At 42.1% G+C, this 16,393-nt stretch carries 13 protein-coding genes and 1 tRNA gene; 9 read left to right on the plus strand and 5 right to left on the minus strand.

Annotated features, from left to right (window positions below; translation table 11 throughout):
- Positions 1-98: 98 nt before the first annotated feature.
- The gene (locus H6G05_RS00160; protein ID WP_190575232.1) at positions 99-1,475 is read right to left on the minus strand and encodes an NAD(P)/FAD-dependent oxidoreductase; all 1,377 of its coding nucleotides are present in this window, start codon (positions 1,473-1,475) and stop codon (positions 99-101) included.
- 174 nt (positions 1,476-1,649) lie between these two features.
- Between H6G05_RS00160 and H6G05_RS00165 the strand changes: the two genes are divergently transcribed.
- The 5 genes from H6G05_RS00165 (at position 1,650) to H6G05_RS00185 (ending at position 4,881) form a co-directional block, all read left to right on the plus strand.
- Positions 1,650-1,979 carry a CU044_2847 family protein gene (locus tag H6G05_RS00165; RefSeq protein ID WP_190575234.1) on the plus strand — a complete coding sequence of 110 codons (330 nt, stop codon included), beginning with the start codon at positions 1,650-1,652 and terminating at the stop codon, positions 1,977-1,979.
- 31 nt (positions 1,980-2,010) lie between these two features.
- Complete coding sequence (locus H6G05_RS00170) at positions 2,011-2,967, plus strand: pentapeptide repeat-containing protein (protein ID WP_190575235.1); 957 nt, start codon at positions 2,011-2,013, stop codon at positions 2,965-2,967.
- A 324-nt stretch (positions 2,968-3,291) separates the two neighbouring features.
- Positions 3,292-4,155 (plus strand): hypothetical protein, encoded by an 864-nt coding sequence (locus H6G05_RS00175; protein ID WP_190575236.1) that lies wholly within the window; start codon positions 3,292-3,294, stop codon positions 4,153-4,155.
- A gap of 43 nt (positions 4,156-4,198) precedes the next feature.
- Positions 4,199-4,531 (plus strand): DUF433 domain-containing protein, encoded by a 333-nt coding sequence (locus tag H6G05_RS00180; protein WP_190575237.1) that lies wholly within the window; start codon positions 4,199-4,201, stop codon positions 4,529-4,531.
- Positions 4,528-4,881, plus strand: coding sequence for a DUF5615 family PIN-like protein (locus H6G05_RS00185; RefSeq protein WP_190575238.1), 354 nt, complete (start codon positions 4,528-4,530; stop codon positions 4,879-4,881). The genes H6G05_RS00180 and H6G05_RS00185 overlap by 4 nt, the downstream gene beginning before the upstream one ends.
- A gap of 110 nt (positions 4,882-4,991) precedes the next feature.
- Here the strand turns inward: H6G05_RS00185 and H6G05_RS00190 are convergent, their stop codons facing one another.
- The 3 genes from H6G05_RS00190 to H6G05_RS00200 all read right to left on the minus strand — a co-directional run bounded on the left by H6G05_RS00190 (position 4,992) and on the right by H6G05_RS00200 (position 7,483).
- Positions 4,992-5,309 (minus strand): hypothetical protein, encoded by a 318-nt coding sequence (locus H6G05_RS00190; RefSeq protein WP_190575239.1) that lies wholly within the window; start codon positions 5,307-5,309, stop codon positions 4,992-4,994.
- Positions 5,310-5,312: 3 nt separating this feature from the next.
- Positions 5,313-5,534, minus strand: a complete 222-nt coding sequence (locus H6G05_RS00195) for a DUF433 domain-containing protein (RefSeq protein WP_190575240.1) — start codon at positions 5,532-5,534, stop codon at positions 5,313-5,315.
- A 626-nt stretch (positions 5,535-6,160) separates the two neighbouring features.
- Positions 6,161-7,483: a formylglycine-generating enzyme family protein gene (locus H6G05_RS00200; protein ID WP_190575241.1), complete on the minus strand. Its 1,323-nt coding sequence runs from the start codon at positions 7,481-7,483 to the stop codon at positions 6,161-6,163.
- Between the two features lie 421 nt (positions 7,484-7,904).
- Here H6G05_RS00200 and H6G05_RS00205 point away from each other — a divergent pair.
- The 4 genes from H6G05_RS00205 (at position 7,905) to H6G05_RS00220 (ending at position 13,024) form a co-directional block, all read left to right on the plus strand.
- Positions 7,905-7,977, plus strand: a tRNA-His gene (locus H6G05_RS00205).
- A gap of 145 nt (positions 7,978-8,122) precedes the next feature.
- Positions 8,123-10,381, plus strand: a complete 2,259-nt coding sequence (locus H6G05_RS00210) for an ABC transporter substrate-binding protein (RefSeq protein WP_190575242.1) — start codon at positions 8,123-8,125, stop codon at positions 10,379-10,381.
- Between the two features lie 215 nt (positions 10,382-10,596).
- The gene (locus H6G05_RS00215; protein WP_190575243.1) at positions 10,597-11,754 is read left to right on the plus strand and encodes a HAMP domain-containing protein; all 1,158 of its coding nucleotides are present in this window, start codon (positions 10,597-10,599) and stop codon (positions 11,752-11,754) included.
- A complete protein-coding gene (locus H6G05_RS00220; RefSeq protein WP_190575245.1) occupies positions 11,747-13,024 on the plus strand; it encodes a ligand-gated ion channel in 1,278 nt (425 codons plus the stop codon). Before H6G05_RS00215 ends, H6G05_RS00220 begins: the two co-directional genes overlap by 8 nt.
- A 68-nt stretch (positions 13,025-13,092) precedes the next feature.
- On the opposite strand, the gene H6G05_RS00225 is transcribed toward H6G05_RS00220, so the two are convergent.
- Positions 13,093-16,281 (minus strand): DNA methyltransferase, encoded by a 3,189-nt coding sequence (locus H6G05_RS00225; protein ID WP_190575247.1) that lies wholly within the window; start codon positions 16,279-16,281, stop codon positions 13,093-13,095.
- Positions 16,282-16,393 lie beyond the last annotated feature (112 nt).

Genomic DNA, 16,393 nt, shown 5'->3' on the forward strand with positions numbered 1-16,393 from the left:
CCATCACCCCTAGCCCCTCTCCCGCAGGAGAGGGGAACAAGAGAAATTTTCTCCCCTTCTCCTGCGGGAGAAGGGGTTGGGGGATGAGGGCATATTTGTTAGGCAACCTCGGCTGGTTCCCTTGTTTCTAATGAAAGCCCACCTGATCGAATTCCTTCCATTTCCTCTAAAACTTGCAAGTATCTACCAGTAATAATTCTCGCGCCACGACGATGGGTGAAATAGTTCCATCCCCATTGAACCATCACAAGAAGCTTATTATCAAATTCAATCAGATAATAAACATGCACAAATGTCCAAATAAACCACGCTAACCAACCTTTGAGACGGATAAACTTGAAGTCCACAACCGCTTCATGACGACCAATTACGGCGAGACTTCCAAAATCCCAATACTTGAATTTTGAGGGTTCCTTTTCTTGTACCTTCGCTTCGATATGATGCGCGACATATTCACCCTGCTGCATCGCCACAGGCGCAACCCCCGGAAGTGGGCGATCGCCTTGGTGGGGATAGTTTGCTAAGTCGCCAATCACATAGACATTAGAAAAATTCGCGATCGACATATCAGGCTGGACAACCACACGACCAACGCGATCTAGTTCCGCATTCAGGCGATCGCCCAATACTTTACCCATCGGTGAAGCCTTGACACCCGCCGCCCAGAGAATTGTTTGGGCTTGGATTTGCTCAACTTGCTCACCCAATTTAAAGGTAACGACATTATTTTCAATATTCGTCACCATCGCATTAGTTTTGACTTCCACGCCTAACTTCAGCAGGGATTGTTTCGCCGCCGCAGAGAGATCGGCATGGTATGGAGGCAATACGCGATCGGTTCCTTCAATCAAGATGATTCGCGCTTTCTTGGTATCAATATTCGTGAATTCATCACTGAGGGTGCGATGGGCTAGTTCGGCTAAGGTTCCTGCGAGTTCCACGCCAGTTGGACCTCCACCGATGACCACGAAGTTCATTAATGCTTCTTTAAACTTAGGATCATGGGTCTTTTCGGCTGCCTCAAAAGCGCTCAGGATGCGGCGACGCATATTAATCGCATCTTCAATGGTTTTTAACCCAGGGGCTTGCTCTGACCATTGGTCGTTACCAAAGTAATGGTGACTGACTCCCGTGGCAACGATTAGCGAGTCATAGCTTATGTCTAAGTGATTTTTTAATTTAACTACTTGCGCTTGGGGATCAATATCTAGCACTTCGCCCATGACGACGCTGGTATTTTTATTTTCGGCGAGGACAGCCCGCAATGGTGAGGCTATATCGGCGGGGGAGAGGCTGCCTGTGGCGACTTGGTAAAGTAGGGGCTGAAAGAGGTGAAAGTTACGTTTGTCGATGAGGGTAACTTTAACGGGAACCTTTGATTTGCCTAGCTTTTGGGCGGCATAGAGTCCCCCAAAGCCACCGCCAATAATAACAACATGATGGGGTGCGCTTTCATTTTGAGTACTTAGAGACATGGTAAGTATTTAAGTTGGGTGTGATGATTTTGCTGGTGGCATCTTTAAAAATTTATTATATATGTAAATAAAAATATCTTTTTGTATCTTTTTGTTTTGGATGGTAGCGATCACACAGTAACTTAATTGCTTTAGAATTAATGTAGATAGCAAATTGGTTAAGCATCATTACTTATGGGAATATTCCAAGAGCCACGAACAGAAGTTACTTCAATTGAACTTCCTAATGGTGAACTCATTAATGTTGAGGTCAATCAAACAGGTCGAGAAGATGTATCGTTTGGTCCTAAATCTTTTTCAGGAGTAACGAAAGAGTTAGAGAATATTGTAAAGGCAATGCTTGTGCCCTTGCAGAGAGTTCAACCAGATAAAGCAACTATTAAATTTGGTATCCAGTTAAGGATTGATTCTGGACGTGTAGAGGCTGTTGTAACAAAGGGGATTAATGCAGCAAATTTTGAAATTACTATGGAATGGAATCGAGACCGCAGCACAGAGCCTTAGCTTGATCAGAACATACTAAAGACTACCTTCAATGAATAAGATCCTTTTCCAAGCTAAGATTGTTAGCCAACTGCTTTTTCGATGGTTCATTGTATTTTTTCTACTTTCTTCGACTGTTGTTGTTATAGATCTTTTTCGCAACAGCAAGACTGAACAGCAGATACTTGAGAAACTTGACTCTAAACTTTTTGACAAAGTTGAGTCCCTGAGTATTTTGGCAGGTTTGATAGTATTCATACTAGAAATTCCTCAACAAAGAAAGCGATCTCACTATGAAGCATGGCAAGTTATCAATTCTGCTCAAGGACAAACTGGCAGTTCAGGAAGAATTCAAGCAATTCAAGATTTGAATCAGGACGGAATTAGTCTTGCTGGCTTAGTTGCAAATAAAGCATATCTATGTTGTATCAACTTGAGGAATGCGGATTTAATTAGAGCTGTTCTTAGTGAATCTAACTTAAGCGGCTCAGATTTAAGAGGTGCAAAGTTAATTAAAGCTGATTTATATCTCTCTGATTTATCCAAGTGTGATTTTCGAGAAGCTATCTTTAAAGAAGCAAATCTTAGGGAAGCTGATTTAACAAAGTCCAAGCTTTCTAGAGCTGATTTTTATGCATGTAATTTATATAAGGCTAACTTTAGTAGAACTGACTTAACAAAAGCTATTTTCAAGTCAGCAACGCTTGTAGAAGCTTTCTTCTCAGGATCTGATCTAAGTGAATCTCAATTTGAAGGAGCTAAATTAAGTGGTGCTAATTTTAGTGGCTCTGATCTAAGAGATGCAGATTTGAGTAGAACAGATCTTTTTAAAGTAAGTTTTGATGGAGCAAATTTAGAAGGAGCAAATTTAGCAGGGGCAAACATTGAGGGGGCTGAGTTTAGCGGCTCTCGGGGTCTAAATCCTGAGCAAATTAAATCAGCTCTAAATTGGGATAAAGCAAAATATGATGAACTTTTTTATCAGAAACTAGGTATTCCCAAAAATTAGCCGATCGCATAGGGTGCGTTCATGAAATGTAACGCACCCTTTTAATATCAATTAGATGAACCTTTTACAACCTTTGCCATAACAAATGTTTGTGCGTTACGCTACGCTAACACACCCTACCGAGAGGGATACTAATCACCCAGATAGTGTGAATAGCTAGAATCTTTCCGTATAACACGCCGTATAGGGTGATTAGACAGAATCTTGACATTCAGCCTATATGCCTTATAGTCGTATTAGAAGACTAAACTTTTCCGTCTAATACATAATATTAGGTGCTTTCCTGCAATTAATTCATTTTCGCACAGCCAATTAGGAGACATTATGATTGAACTAATTGATAAAGTTTTGGATAGGTTGTTGCAAATCTATAAATATAAAAAGGATAAAAAAAAATCATTCTTCGAAGAATTTATACAACCGTTACAGGATTCTTTTGAACAACTACACAAAGACTATCTTGAATCATTCAACAGTTATCGAGACAAAACTCTATCTGACTTTTCGAGTGAATTTATATTAGAACTTGCAAACGATATTAGAAAAGATCACTTCTTAACAAAGGGAGTGCGCGGTAAAGTAAAATTAATGTCAAAACATCTAACAGACACTGAAGAAAAATCTCGGACGGTTGTCTTAAGTAGTGATGATTTAGGGTATTCTGTCATAAATTCCTTGCCATCAAAGAGTGAGAAAAATTATTTAGAGAAATTGCTGAGACAGTATTCAACAAATACCATTAGATACTTTATAATCCCAGAACAGCATTTTTTCAACAACGGCGGAGCAAGGTTAATTGATAATGCACCAAGAACAAGTTTATTAAAAGGTCTTGAATTTGTAAATGAAATGAGCAAAGAAGACTTATCAAAAATCAGGAAGATATTTAAGGACAATCGCAATAAAAATTATCTATTGATTGATGATAGACCGCTGATAGTGAATAAAGAAGACAAATCAGAAATGGCAGATATTATTCACTTCTCTGGTGAATACAAAATTGCTGCTTGGTTTCCTGAGTTCATTTTTGACAAGACAAGACAAAATGTCTTAAAAACAAACGATATCACTAAAATTAAGCAAGCATTAACAGTCGCATTGATAGATAACATTATCAATTTACTTCAATCTCGATATGAGATGGCTACAGAAGTTTATCTTCTGCTAAAAAAAGAGATAAAAAGTTAGAAATCGGGTCTCTATCAAAACGCTCAACATAGTCAGCAGCTTTATGACCGCAGCACCAACCTTAGCAAAACAATATATCGAACAACGCGATCGAGGATACTGGATTGAAGGAACCCGTATTTCTCTTGATTCCGTTGTTTATGCCTTTTTGAATGGTAAATCACCTGAAAGCATTGCCCAAGACTTTCCATTACTCTCACTAGAACAGGTTTATGGAGCGATCGCCTTTTATCTTGGAAGCCGCGAATTAATTGACGCATATCTCAAGGAAGGTGAAGAAGAATTTGAGAAACTTCAAAACTCCTGTAGACAAAAGAATCCACTTCTATATCAGAAGTTAACAACTGCTCAAACCCAGAAGCTAATCAAATCATGACGGCAGTTCACTTTCAAGCAGATGCTGACCTTAATCAAGCAATTGTTACTGGTGCGTTACGCAGACAGCCAAATCTAAGTTTTCAATCAGCTTATACAGCAAGGCTGGAAGGCAAGAAAGACCCAGAAGTGTTAGCAATAGCAGCACAAGATGGGAGAGTACTTGTAACCCATGATCGGAAAACGATGCCTGCTGAATTTGGAAAATTTATACTTACAAAAAACAGTTCGGGAGTTTTGATTCTCTCCCAGAAATTGTCAGTTAGTGAAGCAATTGATGCAATCATCCTCATTTGGGAAGCCTCTACTGCTGAAGAATGGGTTAATCAAATAATGTCTATCCCATTCTGAGTAGCTAAAAGATTTAGGATGAGTGCGATCGCCAATTTTGTAGTGCGATCGCCGCTTTTGGTAGATACGTTAATGCAATTTAAAAAAACTTGTAATTATCTCAATGCAAATTAGATAGAAATTTCAACATAATCACCAAGTTTAATGACATTGATGACACCACAAACTTTATCAGTCTGTATCCGAATTTTTGGCCATGAGGTAGAAAGCAAAACAACAATTGCAATCTGGCGATCGCTTAAATTCTGTTGATAGCGCAAATTTCGATCCGTTGTCACCAATATTTGATATCCCTTATCCTCAGCAGATTTAAGCAGATCCCCATTCGACAGATTAGACCACCCCTCTTCATAGGCTGTTGTCACAACATGTTCTATCAAATATTGTCGCAAAGGTACAGGCGTTCCCTGATCGAAAAGAATCCTCATAATTTAAGCCGCAATAGCTAACATATCAAGCTCATAGTTTAATACAGCCTCGACCTGCGATCGCTGTACAGGCGGAAACCATTCCAAAAAATCATCCACCGTAGCACCATCGCGCAAATTTTCAAATAATGCCGAAACTGGAACTCGTGTCTTCCGAAATACCCAAGCACCACTCACTTTATGAGGTTCCCTTTCGATGGCATCTAGACTTTCCCATTGCCTCATATAAAATACCTCTGCAAAGTAAAAATGTACTCAATAACCTGATTATAAACTAATTTGAAAGTGCGAACGCCAATCTTGCAGAGTGTTATGAAATTTAGTGCGATCGCCAATTTTGTAGTGCGATCGCTAATTGTTCAATAGGCTGAATCATGAATCAAGTAAAATTCTATTCATTTTTCAATAGTTGAGATTCTAATAAGTCTAGATTCGATACCTGAGAGGGATGTTCATGATTCCACTGTAGAGCTTTATCCAATTTTTTCGAGAAAGAATCTTCATGTAACCAACTTTCAGAAGGAAATGATTACTTCAATAGAAGATTGTAAAAAGCTTCCCATTCCTTACCCCATTGATCCAAATTAATGACAACGGCAGTCTTCTCTCCTTGATCATCTATGATATATTCAATGCCTTTCATAGGAAGAAGTAGCAATAATTTCAGTAAATCATATCATTTTTCACTTTTGAAAGTGCGATCGCCAATCGAGTAGGGTGCATTCATCAAATGTAACGCACCCTTTTAATAACAATCAGATGAACCCTTTACAACCTTTGCTCTAACAAATGTTTGTGCGTTATGCTCTGCTAACATACGCTACATTACTGTTAATGGTAACGCACCGTAATTATGCGGAAATAACCACGCGAAAGCCGATATCGTTGTAGCGATCGCTTTGCCAATGCCATTCACGACTTGCAGCGCGACATAACCGCGCTTCGTTACTCCATGAGCCGCCTTTACGCACGCGCCGACTACTATAGCCGTCGCGTACCCATGCCGATCCATCGGCAGGTGCACCATTAAAATTATCGTGCCACACATCCTCGCACCATTCCCAAACACCGCCATGCATCTCGTATAGACCCCAAGAATTTGGAACTTTCTGCCCGACAGGATGCGATCGCTTGTTGGCATTGTTGGCAAACCATGCATAATCTGCGAGCTGGGCAGGACTATCACCAAAATGGTATGCCATATTTGTGCCAGCCCGACAGGCATATTCCCATTCCGATTCACTAGGTAAGCGGTAAAGATGTTGCGATCGCTCTGCTAATTTACGGCAGAAATCCTGAGCCTCGAGCCAAGAGATATTTTCCACAGGCGCTTGGAGATTTTCGCGAAATATGGCGGGGTTAATCCCCATCATCGCTACCCATTGCTCTTGGGTAACTGCGAATTTTGCCATGTAAAAAGCAGGAACCTGTACCTCAGATATGGGGGATTCATTTTCGCGTCTACCAATTTCATTGGGTGGCGAACCCAGCGCAAATCGACCTGAAGGAATTCGCACCATTTCCATATAGATACCATTACCCAAATCATCACGAAAGGCTTTGTCTCCTCTCTTGATCGGATCTTTGGGCGGCTCATGCACTGGTCGCGGTTCAGCAATAATGATTGGGGCTGGTTGTGGTTTGAGCTTTTCGAGCAGCATTGCTAAGCTGAAACCTGTGATCGCCGAACCAGCACTAATCATTAGCTGACGACGATTAATCGTAATCGGTATTTTGACAAGAGATTTCGCCCAGACTTGCCCGATTGCTAAAGCTTTAACCGTAGAAACTTCTGAGTTTTTTTTAATTTCTGAATCATTTACTTCAGGATCGGCAAAATCATTAACTATTCGGCTAAATTCTTCCAGATATTCATAACCTTCCAGATATTCACGCACCAAATAGCAATCATCCTCTTCCGTAAAAAAAGCTTGGACTTTAGGGGCTAGTGTGTAGCTTTGTCCAATTTCATAGAGCTTTGTGGCGATCGCTTCATGATCTAGGGTGCTTTCTCCTGACACTTGCCAGAAATAAACTACACAAAAAGGTTTAGGTGCGATCGGTATCTCTAAATTTTCTGCTAGATAAACTGACAAGGCGATCGCGCCAACTTGTTTAGTGCCAATGGTTTGACTTATGCGATAACGATTGCTGAGAATGTGGTCTACATCCATTGATGTCTAGGCTCATTAAGGTGATTTCCCATTTAAAATTTACCCCACCCTAGCCCCTCCCTTGCAAACTACCGTGTACACACAAGTCTAACTGTCTTCGTTTCGATGGATCTAAGCCCCCTAAATCCCCCAATTCTGGGGGACTTTGAAAGAATTCTATTTTCTTGTTCCCCCAGAATTGGGGGCTAGGGGGCGATTAATTGTTGACTTGACTGGGTTTTATGACTTGTGTGTACACCGTAGCCCTTGCAAAGGGGAGGGAACAAGATTTCTAGTTTTTCCCCTTTGCAAGGGGGAATTAAAGGGCGTTTTTGAGACTTAAGTCTAGACAAAGTGCCGATTCTTGCTAAATTTCTAGAAATTTCAAAAAAGGGCTTGTGTAAATGTACAAGTCAGTAGTATTATCAATAACGGTTAAATGGCGAGTGTAGCCAAGTGGTTAAGGCAGTGGTTTGTGGTACCACCATTCGTGGGTTCAATTCCCATCATTCGCCCTCAAAATTCAAAATCACAGACGAAAAGAGGTCAAAAAATGACCTCTTTTCGTTTTGGGTGTTTTGACGGTAGCTCAAAGCCATAAAATTGCGAGACAGTTTAATTTACGCCTTAGCAATTTTCAAATAGGACGGCTGCAATTTCATGGGTAAGACAGTTGTGAGGTTCTGTGCGATCGCACTGACCACCCTCTTAATCGTGGTATCGCTCGGCGGCTTATATCCGCAAGGATTGAGGGCTGAAGGAAATACGATCTCGATCGCAGTAGCTGCATCTCTGAGCGGAGATGCAGCCAGTGGCGGTCAAGAAATCGTCGATAGCATCAAGCTATATATTGATGCGACCAATCGAGACGGGGGGATCAATGGTCGTCAACTTAAATTAAATGTTTTTGATGATAAGGGCAATGCGGATGGGGCAGCTCAAGTTGCTAACGACATTGCTAAAAGTGATGCACTAGTGGTGTTAGGACATCGCTCTTCCGATGCCTCGATCGCTGCTGGTAACATTTACCAAGATAAAAAATTACCAGCAATTACGGGTACGGCGAATAATCCTAAAGTTACCAGCGATCGCCCGTACTATTTTCGGATTATTTATACCAATCCCGATCTAGCTAAAACCTTGTCAATCTATGCACAGCAGGTACTTCAGTTCAAGACGGCTAGTGTAATTTATGACAAAGCTAGTAAAAATGAACAGACTCAATCGGAAGTAATTAAGTCAGCCTTTGAAGCCAATGGTAATGGCATAATTCAAAAGACTTGGGCGATCGATTCTGATCCAGCTAATCGCAAAGCCTCAGTGCAGCAAATCGTCAATGAATTAGCTGCTGAGCCTGAAGCAGGAATTTTATTTTTAACCATGTCCAAGGAGGATGTTGCCGAAGACTTTTTGGTGGCGCTCAAGCAGAAAGGGCTAAAAAATCCTGTTTTAGGGGAGCAAGCATTGGGAAGGGAATCCTTTGCGAAGCGATTTGAGAAATATGATGAAGAGAAGAAAACGGCGGGATTTTTCACTGATGGCATGTATGTACCATTGCCGATCCTGTTTGATAGTGCAGGAGCCGATGCCCAAGACTTTCTAGCGGCGTATCAAAAAGCCTACAACAAGACTCCTTCCTATTTAGGAGCAAAGTTTTATGAGGCAGCGATCGCCGCAGTGGATGCAATTCGTAAGGCTAATCCTAAAGGCACAAATGTAGAAGGCGATCGCGAACAGGTGCGTGATGCGCTCGCGAAACTAAATAATCGTAAGGTGGGCATCAGAGGCTTAACGGGGTTACTTTATTTCAACAGCGATCGCAATAGCGATCAGCCCGTTCGCCTTGCTCAATTCCAAAACCAAAAATTGATTTCTGCATCCCAACAATTTACACCGATCGCTAATCCTGAGCGCTTGAATTTACCAAAAGAAATCCAAGCTGGAAGCATTGTTCAATCGGGTGAACAATATTTTTGGCGGCAGCGTGTAGTTTATGCGGGAATGGATATCAATAAGCTGAATCGCATTGATAAGGCAACTTTTACCGCAGATTTTTATGTGTGGTTCCGCTATAACGGCAATGATGAACCTACAGAGATTCAGTTTCCTGATGCGGTCAGTAATAGTGTTAATCCCACTGCACCTGTATTTGATGGTAAAGCCCCAATCAAAGCCCAAGTTGTCAATGGCTTAAACTATCGGCTCTATCGGGTACGTGGTGAATTTCGGAATGCCTTTGATTTCCGCGATTATCCCTTTGATTCGCAAAGATTAAACTTGCGTTTTGATAATCCTAATCTATCGACTGAGAGATTGATCTATGCGATCGATAAAGTTGGATTAAGATTACCAAGACCTGAAGCCGAGGAACGCAAACCATTCCAAGGGCTTCAGCTTTGGAATTTTAAAAATATTACCTATTTCCAAGACTCATCACGCAGTACTTCCACTCAAGGCGATCCTGATTTGTTCCAGTCCAATGCTCAGGTGGAATACCCTGGGTTAAGCATTCGCATGACTTTTCAACGCAAAACCTTAGTATTTCTATCTAAGAATGTGTTGCCGTTGATTTTGCTTTCGCTTTTAACCTATTGCTGCCTGTTCTTCCCCTATTCGATGTTTGTGCCACGCACGATGGCTCCTGCCTCGGCATTACTATCAGGAATTGTGTTGTTGCTTTCCTTTAACAATCAACTTCCTGAAGTTGGCTACACCGTAGCGATGGAATATGTGTTTTATGTCTATTTCTGTTTATGTTTACTACCGATTCTGGTCACAGTAATCGGCACAAAACTGGAAAAAGATGGGCATAAAAAAGCGTTTAAATACTTAAATATCGCTTCTTGGATTGTCTATCCATTGATTTTGATCATCACTATTTCGACTTTTGCGATCGCCTATAGCGATCGCTTAGTTTAAACAATAGATGCGGCGCTTTGCACCGCATCTAGCATCTATCAACGATGTTTTATAGCAAAACTCAAAATGGCGTAGCCATTTTTGAAAAACCTTACTGGGTTTGGTTTTTAATTCTCAAAAGTGTTGTCACACTTTCGTGAATTGCTATTAGAAATGTTCAAAAATTACAACTAAAAAATGTAATCAGCTTTCTGTAGGTTAGCTGTAAGCAAACTATGAATATTAAATGGAAGTCTCAATTATTGCTGTTTATGGTGGCTATCACCACTTCGATCGTGTCAGCGTATTCGGGGTTTGGGGCAAGCAATGCCATGATCGAAAGTGCAAAGAAACGTGAACTAAATGTTACAGCCACATTGATCCAAAGCAATATCAACGAGCAGATCAACAAAGCTGCCGCCCGTGCTTCAATGGTGTCCTCATTGCCCTCGATTAAACAGGCTTTTCGGGCAAAAGATCGCGATGCGATCGCCACACGTCTATTGCCTGCGATGATTGTCCAACGCGACCAGTTTGGCGTGAGAGAAGGACAGTTTATTTTGCCTCCTGCGATCTCTTTTCTCCGCATCTATGCCCTTAAGGACGGACATGGTGAAGATTTGAGTGGATTTCGCCAAATGATTCTCATTGCCAATCGCACTGGAGAACCCCAACGCGGTATCGAAATCGGTCGGCGTGGACTCAGTATTCGCGCAGTCTATCCAGTCAAAGATGATGATGGACTGATTGGCTCCTTTGAGATCGGTATGAGTTTCTCCTCAATACTCGCGCAAACCAAGACAAATACTGGCTTCGATTCGGGTGTATTCATCGATGATAAGTTGATGACTGATGTCGCTAAATTGATTCCTCGTCCCGACAACGAGCGCATCGTGGGCGGCTATCAAGCCGTTGAAGTTACTGATTGGGCGACACTTAAGCCGTTGCTATCTCCTGCGATGTTTGCTAAGGCTCGTGATGTTTCCCTTGACCTACTCACGGTCAATGGCATTGACTACGGACTGGTATTAGTACCTGTACTTGACTACAAGGGCGAACGCATTGGTGCAGTGGTGGCAGTTCGAGACTTTAGCGAATTTCAGACTCAGCAGAGGTGGGCGCTCACAGGCACAGTTGCGATGGCGGGACTACAGATTGTGTTGCTGACAGGCGCATTGTTAATCGTAGTTAATGCTATGTTGCTTAAACCGTTTGAGGCGATCGCCCTTGCTAGTGACCAGCTTGCCGATGGCAACCCAGCCACCGACCTAGACGACTTAGCAAACCGCAAAGATGAAATTGGCGACATGGCGCGATCGCTACAAACATTGGCGAATAAGGGTACTGCTAAAGGTGACACAAAGATTACTGCCAAGGAGTCCCAAAATGCGTAGACGTAGACCTTGGAAAATTGCAGTACCCCACATCCTCATCGCCTTTCTACTATGCTTTTTCATTTCCATTATGGGTATGGGTTCAAGAACAGCGACAGCCACTTTTGCCCAAACTGAGCCTGAGACAGCAGTTAATGCGCCAAGTGCTTCAGCCTCTGCATCTAAGATGTCCAGCATTGCCAATAAAACTGTTGCTGATGCAATCAAGCCCCCAGCCAGCAAGGCGATCGCAAAGGATAGCGTCAAAAAAAGCACTCCCACAGACGCAAACCCTCTGGAGAATAATCTTGTACCTTTCCCATCCAATGTAGCTTTACCAATGCGGGTTGGTGTCGCTTTATTCGTGAACAGCATCAACAAAATCAACGAAGCTACTAATACCTTCGAGAGTCAGTTTGATATTAGATATGTTTGGAACGATCCTCGCTTAGCCTTCGATACTGGCGAAATGGGAACGAATCGTTTAGAGTTTGGGCAAGAAGCGGCAGTGGCAAAGTTAGCAACGATCTGGAATCCTCAGATCAAAATCACCAACATCATCGAGAAGGATGCTCAGATTTCACCAGGATTATTTATCCACTACGATGGCAAAGTAGAACTGATTCAACGTGTCAAGGCTACCTTCGAGAGCAAATTAAATTTAGATGCCTTCCCCTTTGACAACCAGTCACTGCTAGTAGCAATGCTTTCGTCGAAGTACAACTCCAACCAGATTGCTCTGTCTCAGGATCAGGACGATCTCAACGCATCAGGACTTAATCCAGAACTCAAGGTTAATGGATGGAATCCGCAGGGTATTACCTTTAAAACATCGCAGCTCCGCGCTTGGAATGGTGCATTTCTCCGCCAGATTGAGGCTCGCGTAGGGATGAAGCGCATACCAAATGCGATTCTAGGCTCGATCTTCACGCCTTTCCTGTTAACTTTGATTGTGCCGACGATCTTTACGTTCTTTGCAAATGTAGACTTAGCACCCCGTTTGGTCGCTTGGAGTGGCTCGATCTTAGCTTTGGTGGCACTTACCTTCACGTTTTCGGTGCGATACCCTTGGCTCGGTAGCAACAGCCTTGTGTCACAGATATTTACCGCAGGTCATGCCTATCAGATGCTCTCAGTGATTCTGTCGATAACCCTGTTGAACCCAGATGTAGCTAAGCGGATGGATCGGTTCATTGTTGCCGAACTGGTCAGCTATCTGCGATGGCTTGTGCCTGTCGGCTTTTTAGGTGTCTTGGTTACTAAGTCTTTGCTCACAGCTTTTGACTGGTAATGCGATCGCGCCTTGGCGCGATCACCTAGTTTAAATATCGGTAATAGAAGCGGTACTCCAATCCGCTTCTATTGGTTAGAATCTTTTTCTTGTGCAGCGATCGCTTGATTAAGATGTAGTAGTTTTTCTAGTAGGTCGTCACTGTCGCTAAAGCCGTAAAGTTGCATTACGAGTTTGTCGAGCTTGGCATGGAGTTTATAAAGTTGGCTAGCGGGTTCGTGAAAGTATTCGTTATAAAGTTTGGTGATGCCCCATTGTTTGCTCTCCATTTGCTCAGTGCGATATTGATGTAGCTCTTGCATGGCGGCGCGGATTTGTTGGACAAGACCCTCACCCCCAGCCCCTTTCTCTAGGGGAGAGGGGAGCAAAGAGGATATTTGAGTAAGGGTTTCTTCTGGATGGTCGAGAATAGCTTGATTGGAGAAACGAATTACGTTAAATCCGTGGGATTTCATCCATTGATCGCGATCGCTATCACGTTCTTGCTGATTTTGATGGATGTCGCCATCGAGTTCGATGACTAGTTTGGCTTCATGGCAGTAGAAATCTGCGATGTATTGCCCAATATTGTGCTGGCGGCGAAATTTTGCTTCAAATAAACGGCGATCGCGTAAACATTCCCACAATACTTTTTCCGCAGGTGTCTGCTTTTGGCGAAGTTCCCGCGCTCTCTGCAAAAGAACTTGAGGAATTTGTCGTTCTCTACCTGCAAGTTTGTTGCCCTCACCCCTAGAAATCTGGGAGCCTTCACTTGCAAGTTTATTGCCCTCACCCCTGCCCCTCTCCCTAGGGGAGAGGGGTTCTGAGTCTTGCTCCCCCTCTCCCCTAGGGAGAGGGGGCTGGGGGGTGAGGGCAGGAAATGGGAATGTCTCGAAACAAGTGTTTGGAGTATAACGGGTATCTCCTTTTAGAGTAGAGCTTTGAGCTGCAACCCAAGTTCTATGGACATTTGATGTTAGGACTCCAAGAATATAAAAATCTTCAGAAGCTATAACGACATTTGAACAATTAGGTAACCAAGAACTTTCCGCAGGCGTAAAGATAAACCATTTGGAGTGTCTTGGAATAGTGAAATACAAAGAAAGTGGCGCAATGAAACGCCTCATTTTTTGACAATTCTCTCCATATTTCCACCAATTAAGTTTTCTTGTTTCACGCCTATTAATATCTCTTTCTGGCTTAACCGTTGTCTTAACGTGCTTAAAGGGTGAAGTATAAGCGCTAGCATCTTCAAAGCTCAAATCATTAAAATCAATAATCCATTGTTCTGGTTTACCATGAGGGTTCTGAGTTAAATCTCTAGCCACTGAAAAAGGTCGAAGCACTTTTTCATTTAACGGATCATCATTAATCCACTGAATAACTTTTTCTTTGGAAATTACGAAGCCATTTCCATTCAGTTGACATCCTATAAATGAGAGATTGAAATTCGCTTTAAGCTTCACAGCTTGTGAAACATCTATTGTGGCTTGAAGTGATGAATTAATACTGGGAGTTTGTTGATTGTCTAGATAGCAAATTTCTGGCTTCTTATAATTCCAGTTAACAATACTGACATGAACTTTTGCTTCTCCAGACCATTTCTGAGTAGAGATTGCATCATAGATATATCCATCATTATGAATAATATAGTCTAGAGATACAGACCTACTTTTTCCCTGACTAATTGAATTAGTTGCAACTAATCCAGCTCTACCATTTTTATTAAGATTCTCATGAGCTAACCTAAACCAATAGCTTGCAAAATCAACCTGAGCCTGAATATCACCAAATTTTGCAAAGACTCTTTCTGCATACTCATTACTTAATTCGGTGCGAATACGATAACCGCCCAAAAATGGGGGATTGCCAATAATCGCATCAGCCTCAAACCAATCAGAAAATAAAGCATCCTGACAAACAATATTTTGATCTAACGTATCCAAAGGTAAAGCAGGTTCAGATAGACCATGCTTATCGATCGCCACTTTACGAGCGATCATCAAAGTCACCCTAGCCAACTCAACCGCAAACGGATTTATATCCATTCCAAAAAACTGATTAGGCGTAACCAAACCCATTTGCACTTGCTGCGATTTTTGTCTAGAAGCCAACTTAGCAAGCAACATCACCTCGATCCGCTTTAGCTCTTGGTAAGCAAGATATAGAAAATTTCCAGACCCACAGGCAGGATCTAAAACTCGATAAGCCTGTAACTCCAACTGCAAAGCATTGAGATCAGCGATCGTATTCGCAGCCTCGATCTTCTCCTCCCAATACCTTGTGATTGTCGGTACAACAATCTTCATGATATCCACCTCAGACGTGAAATGCATCCCCCTTGCATGACGCTCCTTAGAGTCTGAAGTCGCTTCAAAAATACTGCCAAAAATAGCAGGTCGGATTTTGCCCCAATTTTCCCTAGCCGCCGTATCTAAAATCTCTAACTCCTTCCTCTCAAGCTCGATCGCATGAATCTCCGTGAATAAGCCCCCATTAAAATAGTCAACACCCCTATAACGTCCTGCGGGTGTAATTCCCTTACGATTCATCTCCTGAAATAAACCACCAATCAGATCGTAAGTACTTGCCCCATTAAGGCAATCTTGCACACAAGCAACAAACAGATCATCAGGCAATAGTCCCCGATCCTCTGCAAACATCGCTAAAACGCATTGCAAAATAAACTTTTGAGCAATTAGCTCTGTAAACCCATCCTTAGCGGCTCTAGCCTTAAGTAACCTATAAAGCTCACCTAACCGCTTAGCCGTGTTGATCGTCACCTCTACTTGGTTATTTCTAAATACAGGTGTCGTATTAACTGCAATTTCCATGAAGCGAAATGCACTGGCTCTATTTGGTAGATCAGCGATCGCAACAGTATCTACAGGTGTATCGACTTGCAGATTAAAGTCATAAATCCAAAACTCATCAAAATTGCAAAGGACTACATATCTGGGGCGATCGGGTACAAGATAAGTCCAATATTGAAAAGCTTGCGAATAATGCTTATTAAGATCCTCACCCCGCTTTTTCATCTCAATCAAAACGCCGCCCTTACCATTACTCTCAGGACGTTTCCAGACTAAATCCGCAAAGCCCGTCTTACCCTTAGCACTACCCTTTTTAACCCTTTGCTCATACACCGCCCCCGCCTCAATCGCGCCCTTATGGTGAAAAGCTTGAAAAAAGCGGTCTAAAAATATCTGTGATTCTGATTTTTCATCACCCTTTAAAGTGGAATGGAAGTTAACAAAATCTTGCAAAGGTTCAGACATTTTTTAATCCCAATATCGTATGGACTAAATCTTAGATTTAGCTTAGATATACCATGCTACCGCCACACCAAGATTTAGGCTAGATATTTTCTTGAGTGTCATAAATTAAGCG

Source organism: Phormidium tenue FACHB-1050, from assembly GCF_014696925.1.
In the GTDB taxonomy this organism is placed as follows: domain Bacteria; phylum Cyanobacteriota; class Cyanobacteriia; order Pseudanabaenales; family Pseudanabaenaceae; genus Pseudanabaena.

Excerpts from the sequence above, each read along its gene's own strand:
- H6G05_RS00160 (WP_190575232.1), bottom strand. The coding sequence starts at position 1,475 with ATGTCTCTAAGTACTCAAAATGAAAGCGCACCCCATCATGTTGTTATT.
- H6G05_RS00165 (WP_190575234.1), top strand. The coding sequence starts at position 1,650 with ATGGGAATATTCCAAGAGCCACGAACAGAAGTTACTTCAATTGAACTT.
- H6G05_RS00170 (WP_190575235.1), top strand. The coding sequence starts at position 2,011 with ATGAATAAGATCCTTTTCCAAGCTAAGATTGTTAGCCAACTGCTTTTT.
- H6G05_RS00175 (WP_190575236.1), top strand. The coding sequence starts at position 3,292 with ATGATTGAACTAATTGATAAAGTTTTGGATAGGTTGTTGCAAATCTAT.
- H6G05_RS00180 (WP_190575237.1), top strand. The coding sequence starts at position 4,199 with ATGACCGCAGCACCAACCTTAGCAAAACAATATATCGAACAACGCGAT.
- H6G05_RS00185 (WP_190575238.1), top strand. The coding sequence starts at position 4,528 with ATGACGGCAGTTCACTTTCAAGCAGATGCTGACCTTAATCAAGCAATT.
- H6G05_RS00190 (WP_190575239.1), bottom strand. The coding sequence starts at position 5,309 with ATGAGGATTCTTTTCGATCAGGGAACGCCTGTACCTTTGCGACAATAT.
- H6G05_RS00195 (WP_190575240.1), bottom strand. The coding sequence starts at position 5,534 with ATGAGGCAATGGGAAAGTCTAGATGCCATCGAAAGGGAACCTCATAAA.
- H6G05_RS00200 (WP_190575241.1), bottom strand. The coding sequence starts at position 7,483 with ATGGATGTAGACCACATTCTCAGCAATCGTTATCGCATAAGTCAAACC.
- H6G05_RS00210 (WP_190575242.1), top strand. The coding sequence starts at position 8,123 with ATGGGTAAGACAGTTGTGAGGTTCTGTGCGATCGCACTGACCACCCTC.
- H6G05_RS00215 (WP_190575243.1), top strand. The coding sequence starts at position 10,597 with ATGAATATTAAATGGAAGTCTCAATTATTGCTGTTTATGGTGGCTATC.
- H6G05_RS00220 (WP_190575245.1), top strand. The coding sequence starts at position 11,747 with ATGCGTAGACGTAGACCTTGGAAAATTGCAGTACCCCACATCCTCATC.
- H6G05_RS00225 (WP_190575247.1), bottom strand. The coding sequence starts at position 16,281 with ATGTCTGAACCTTTGCAAGATTTTGTTAACTTCCATTCCACTTTAAAG.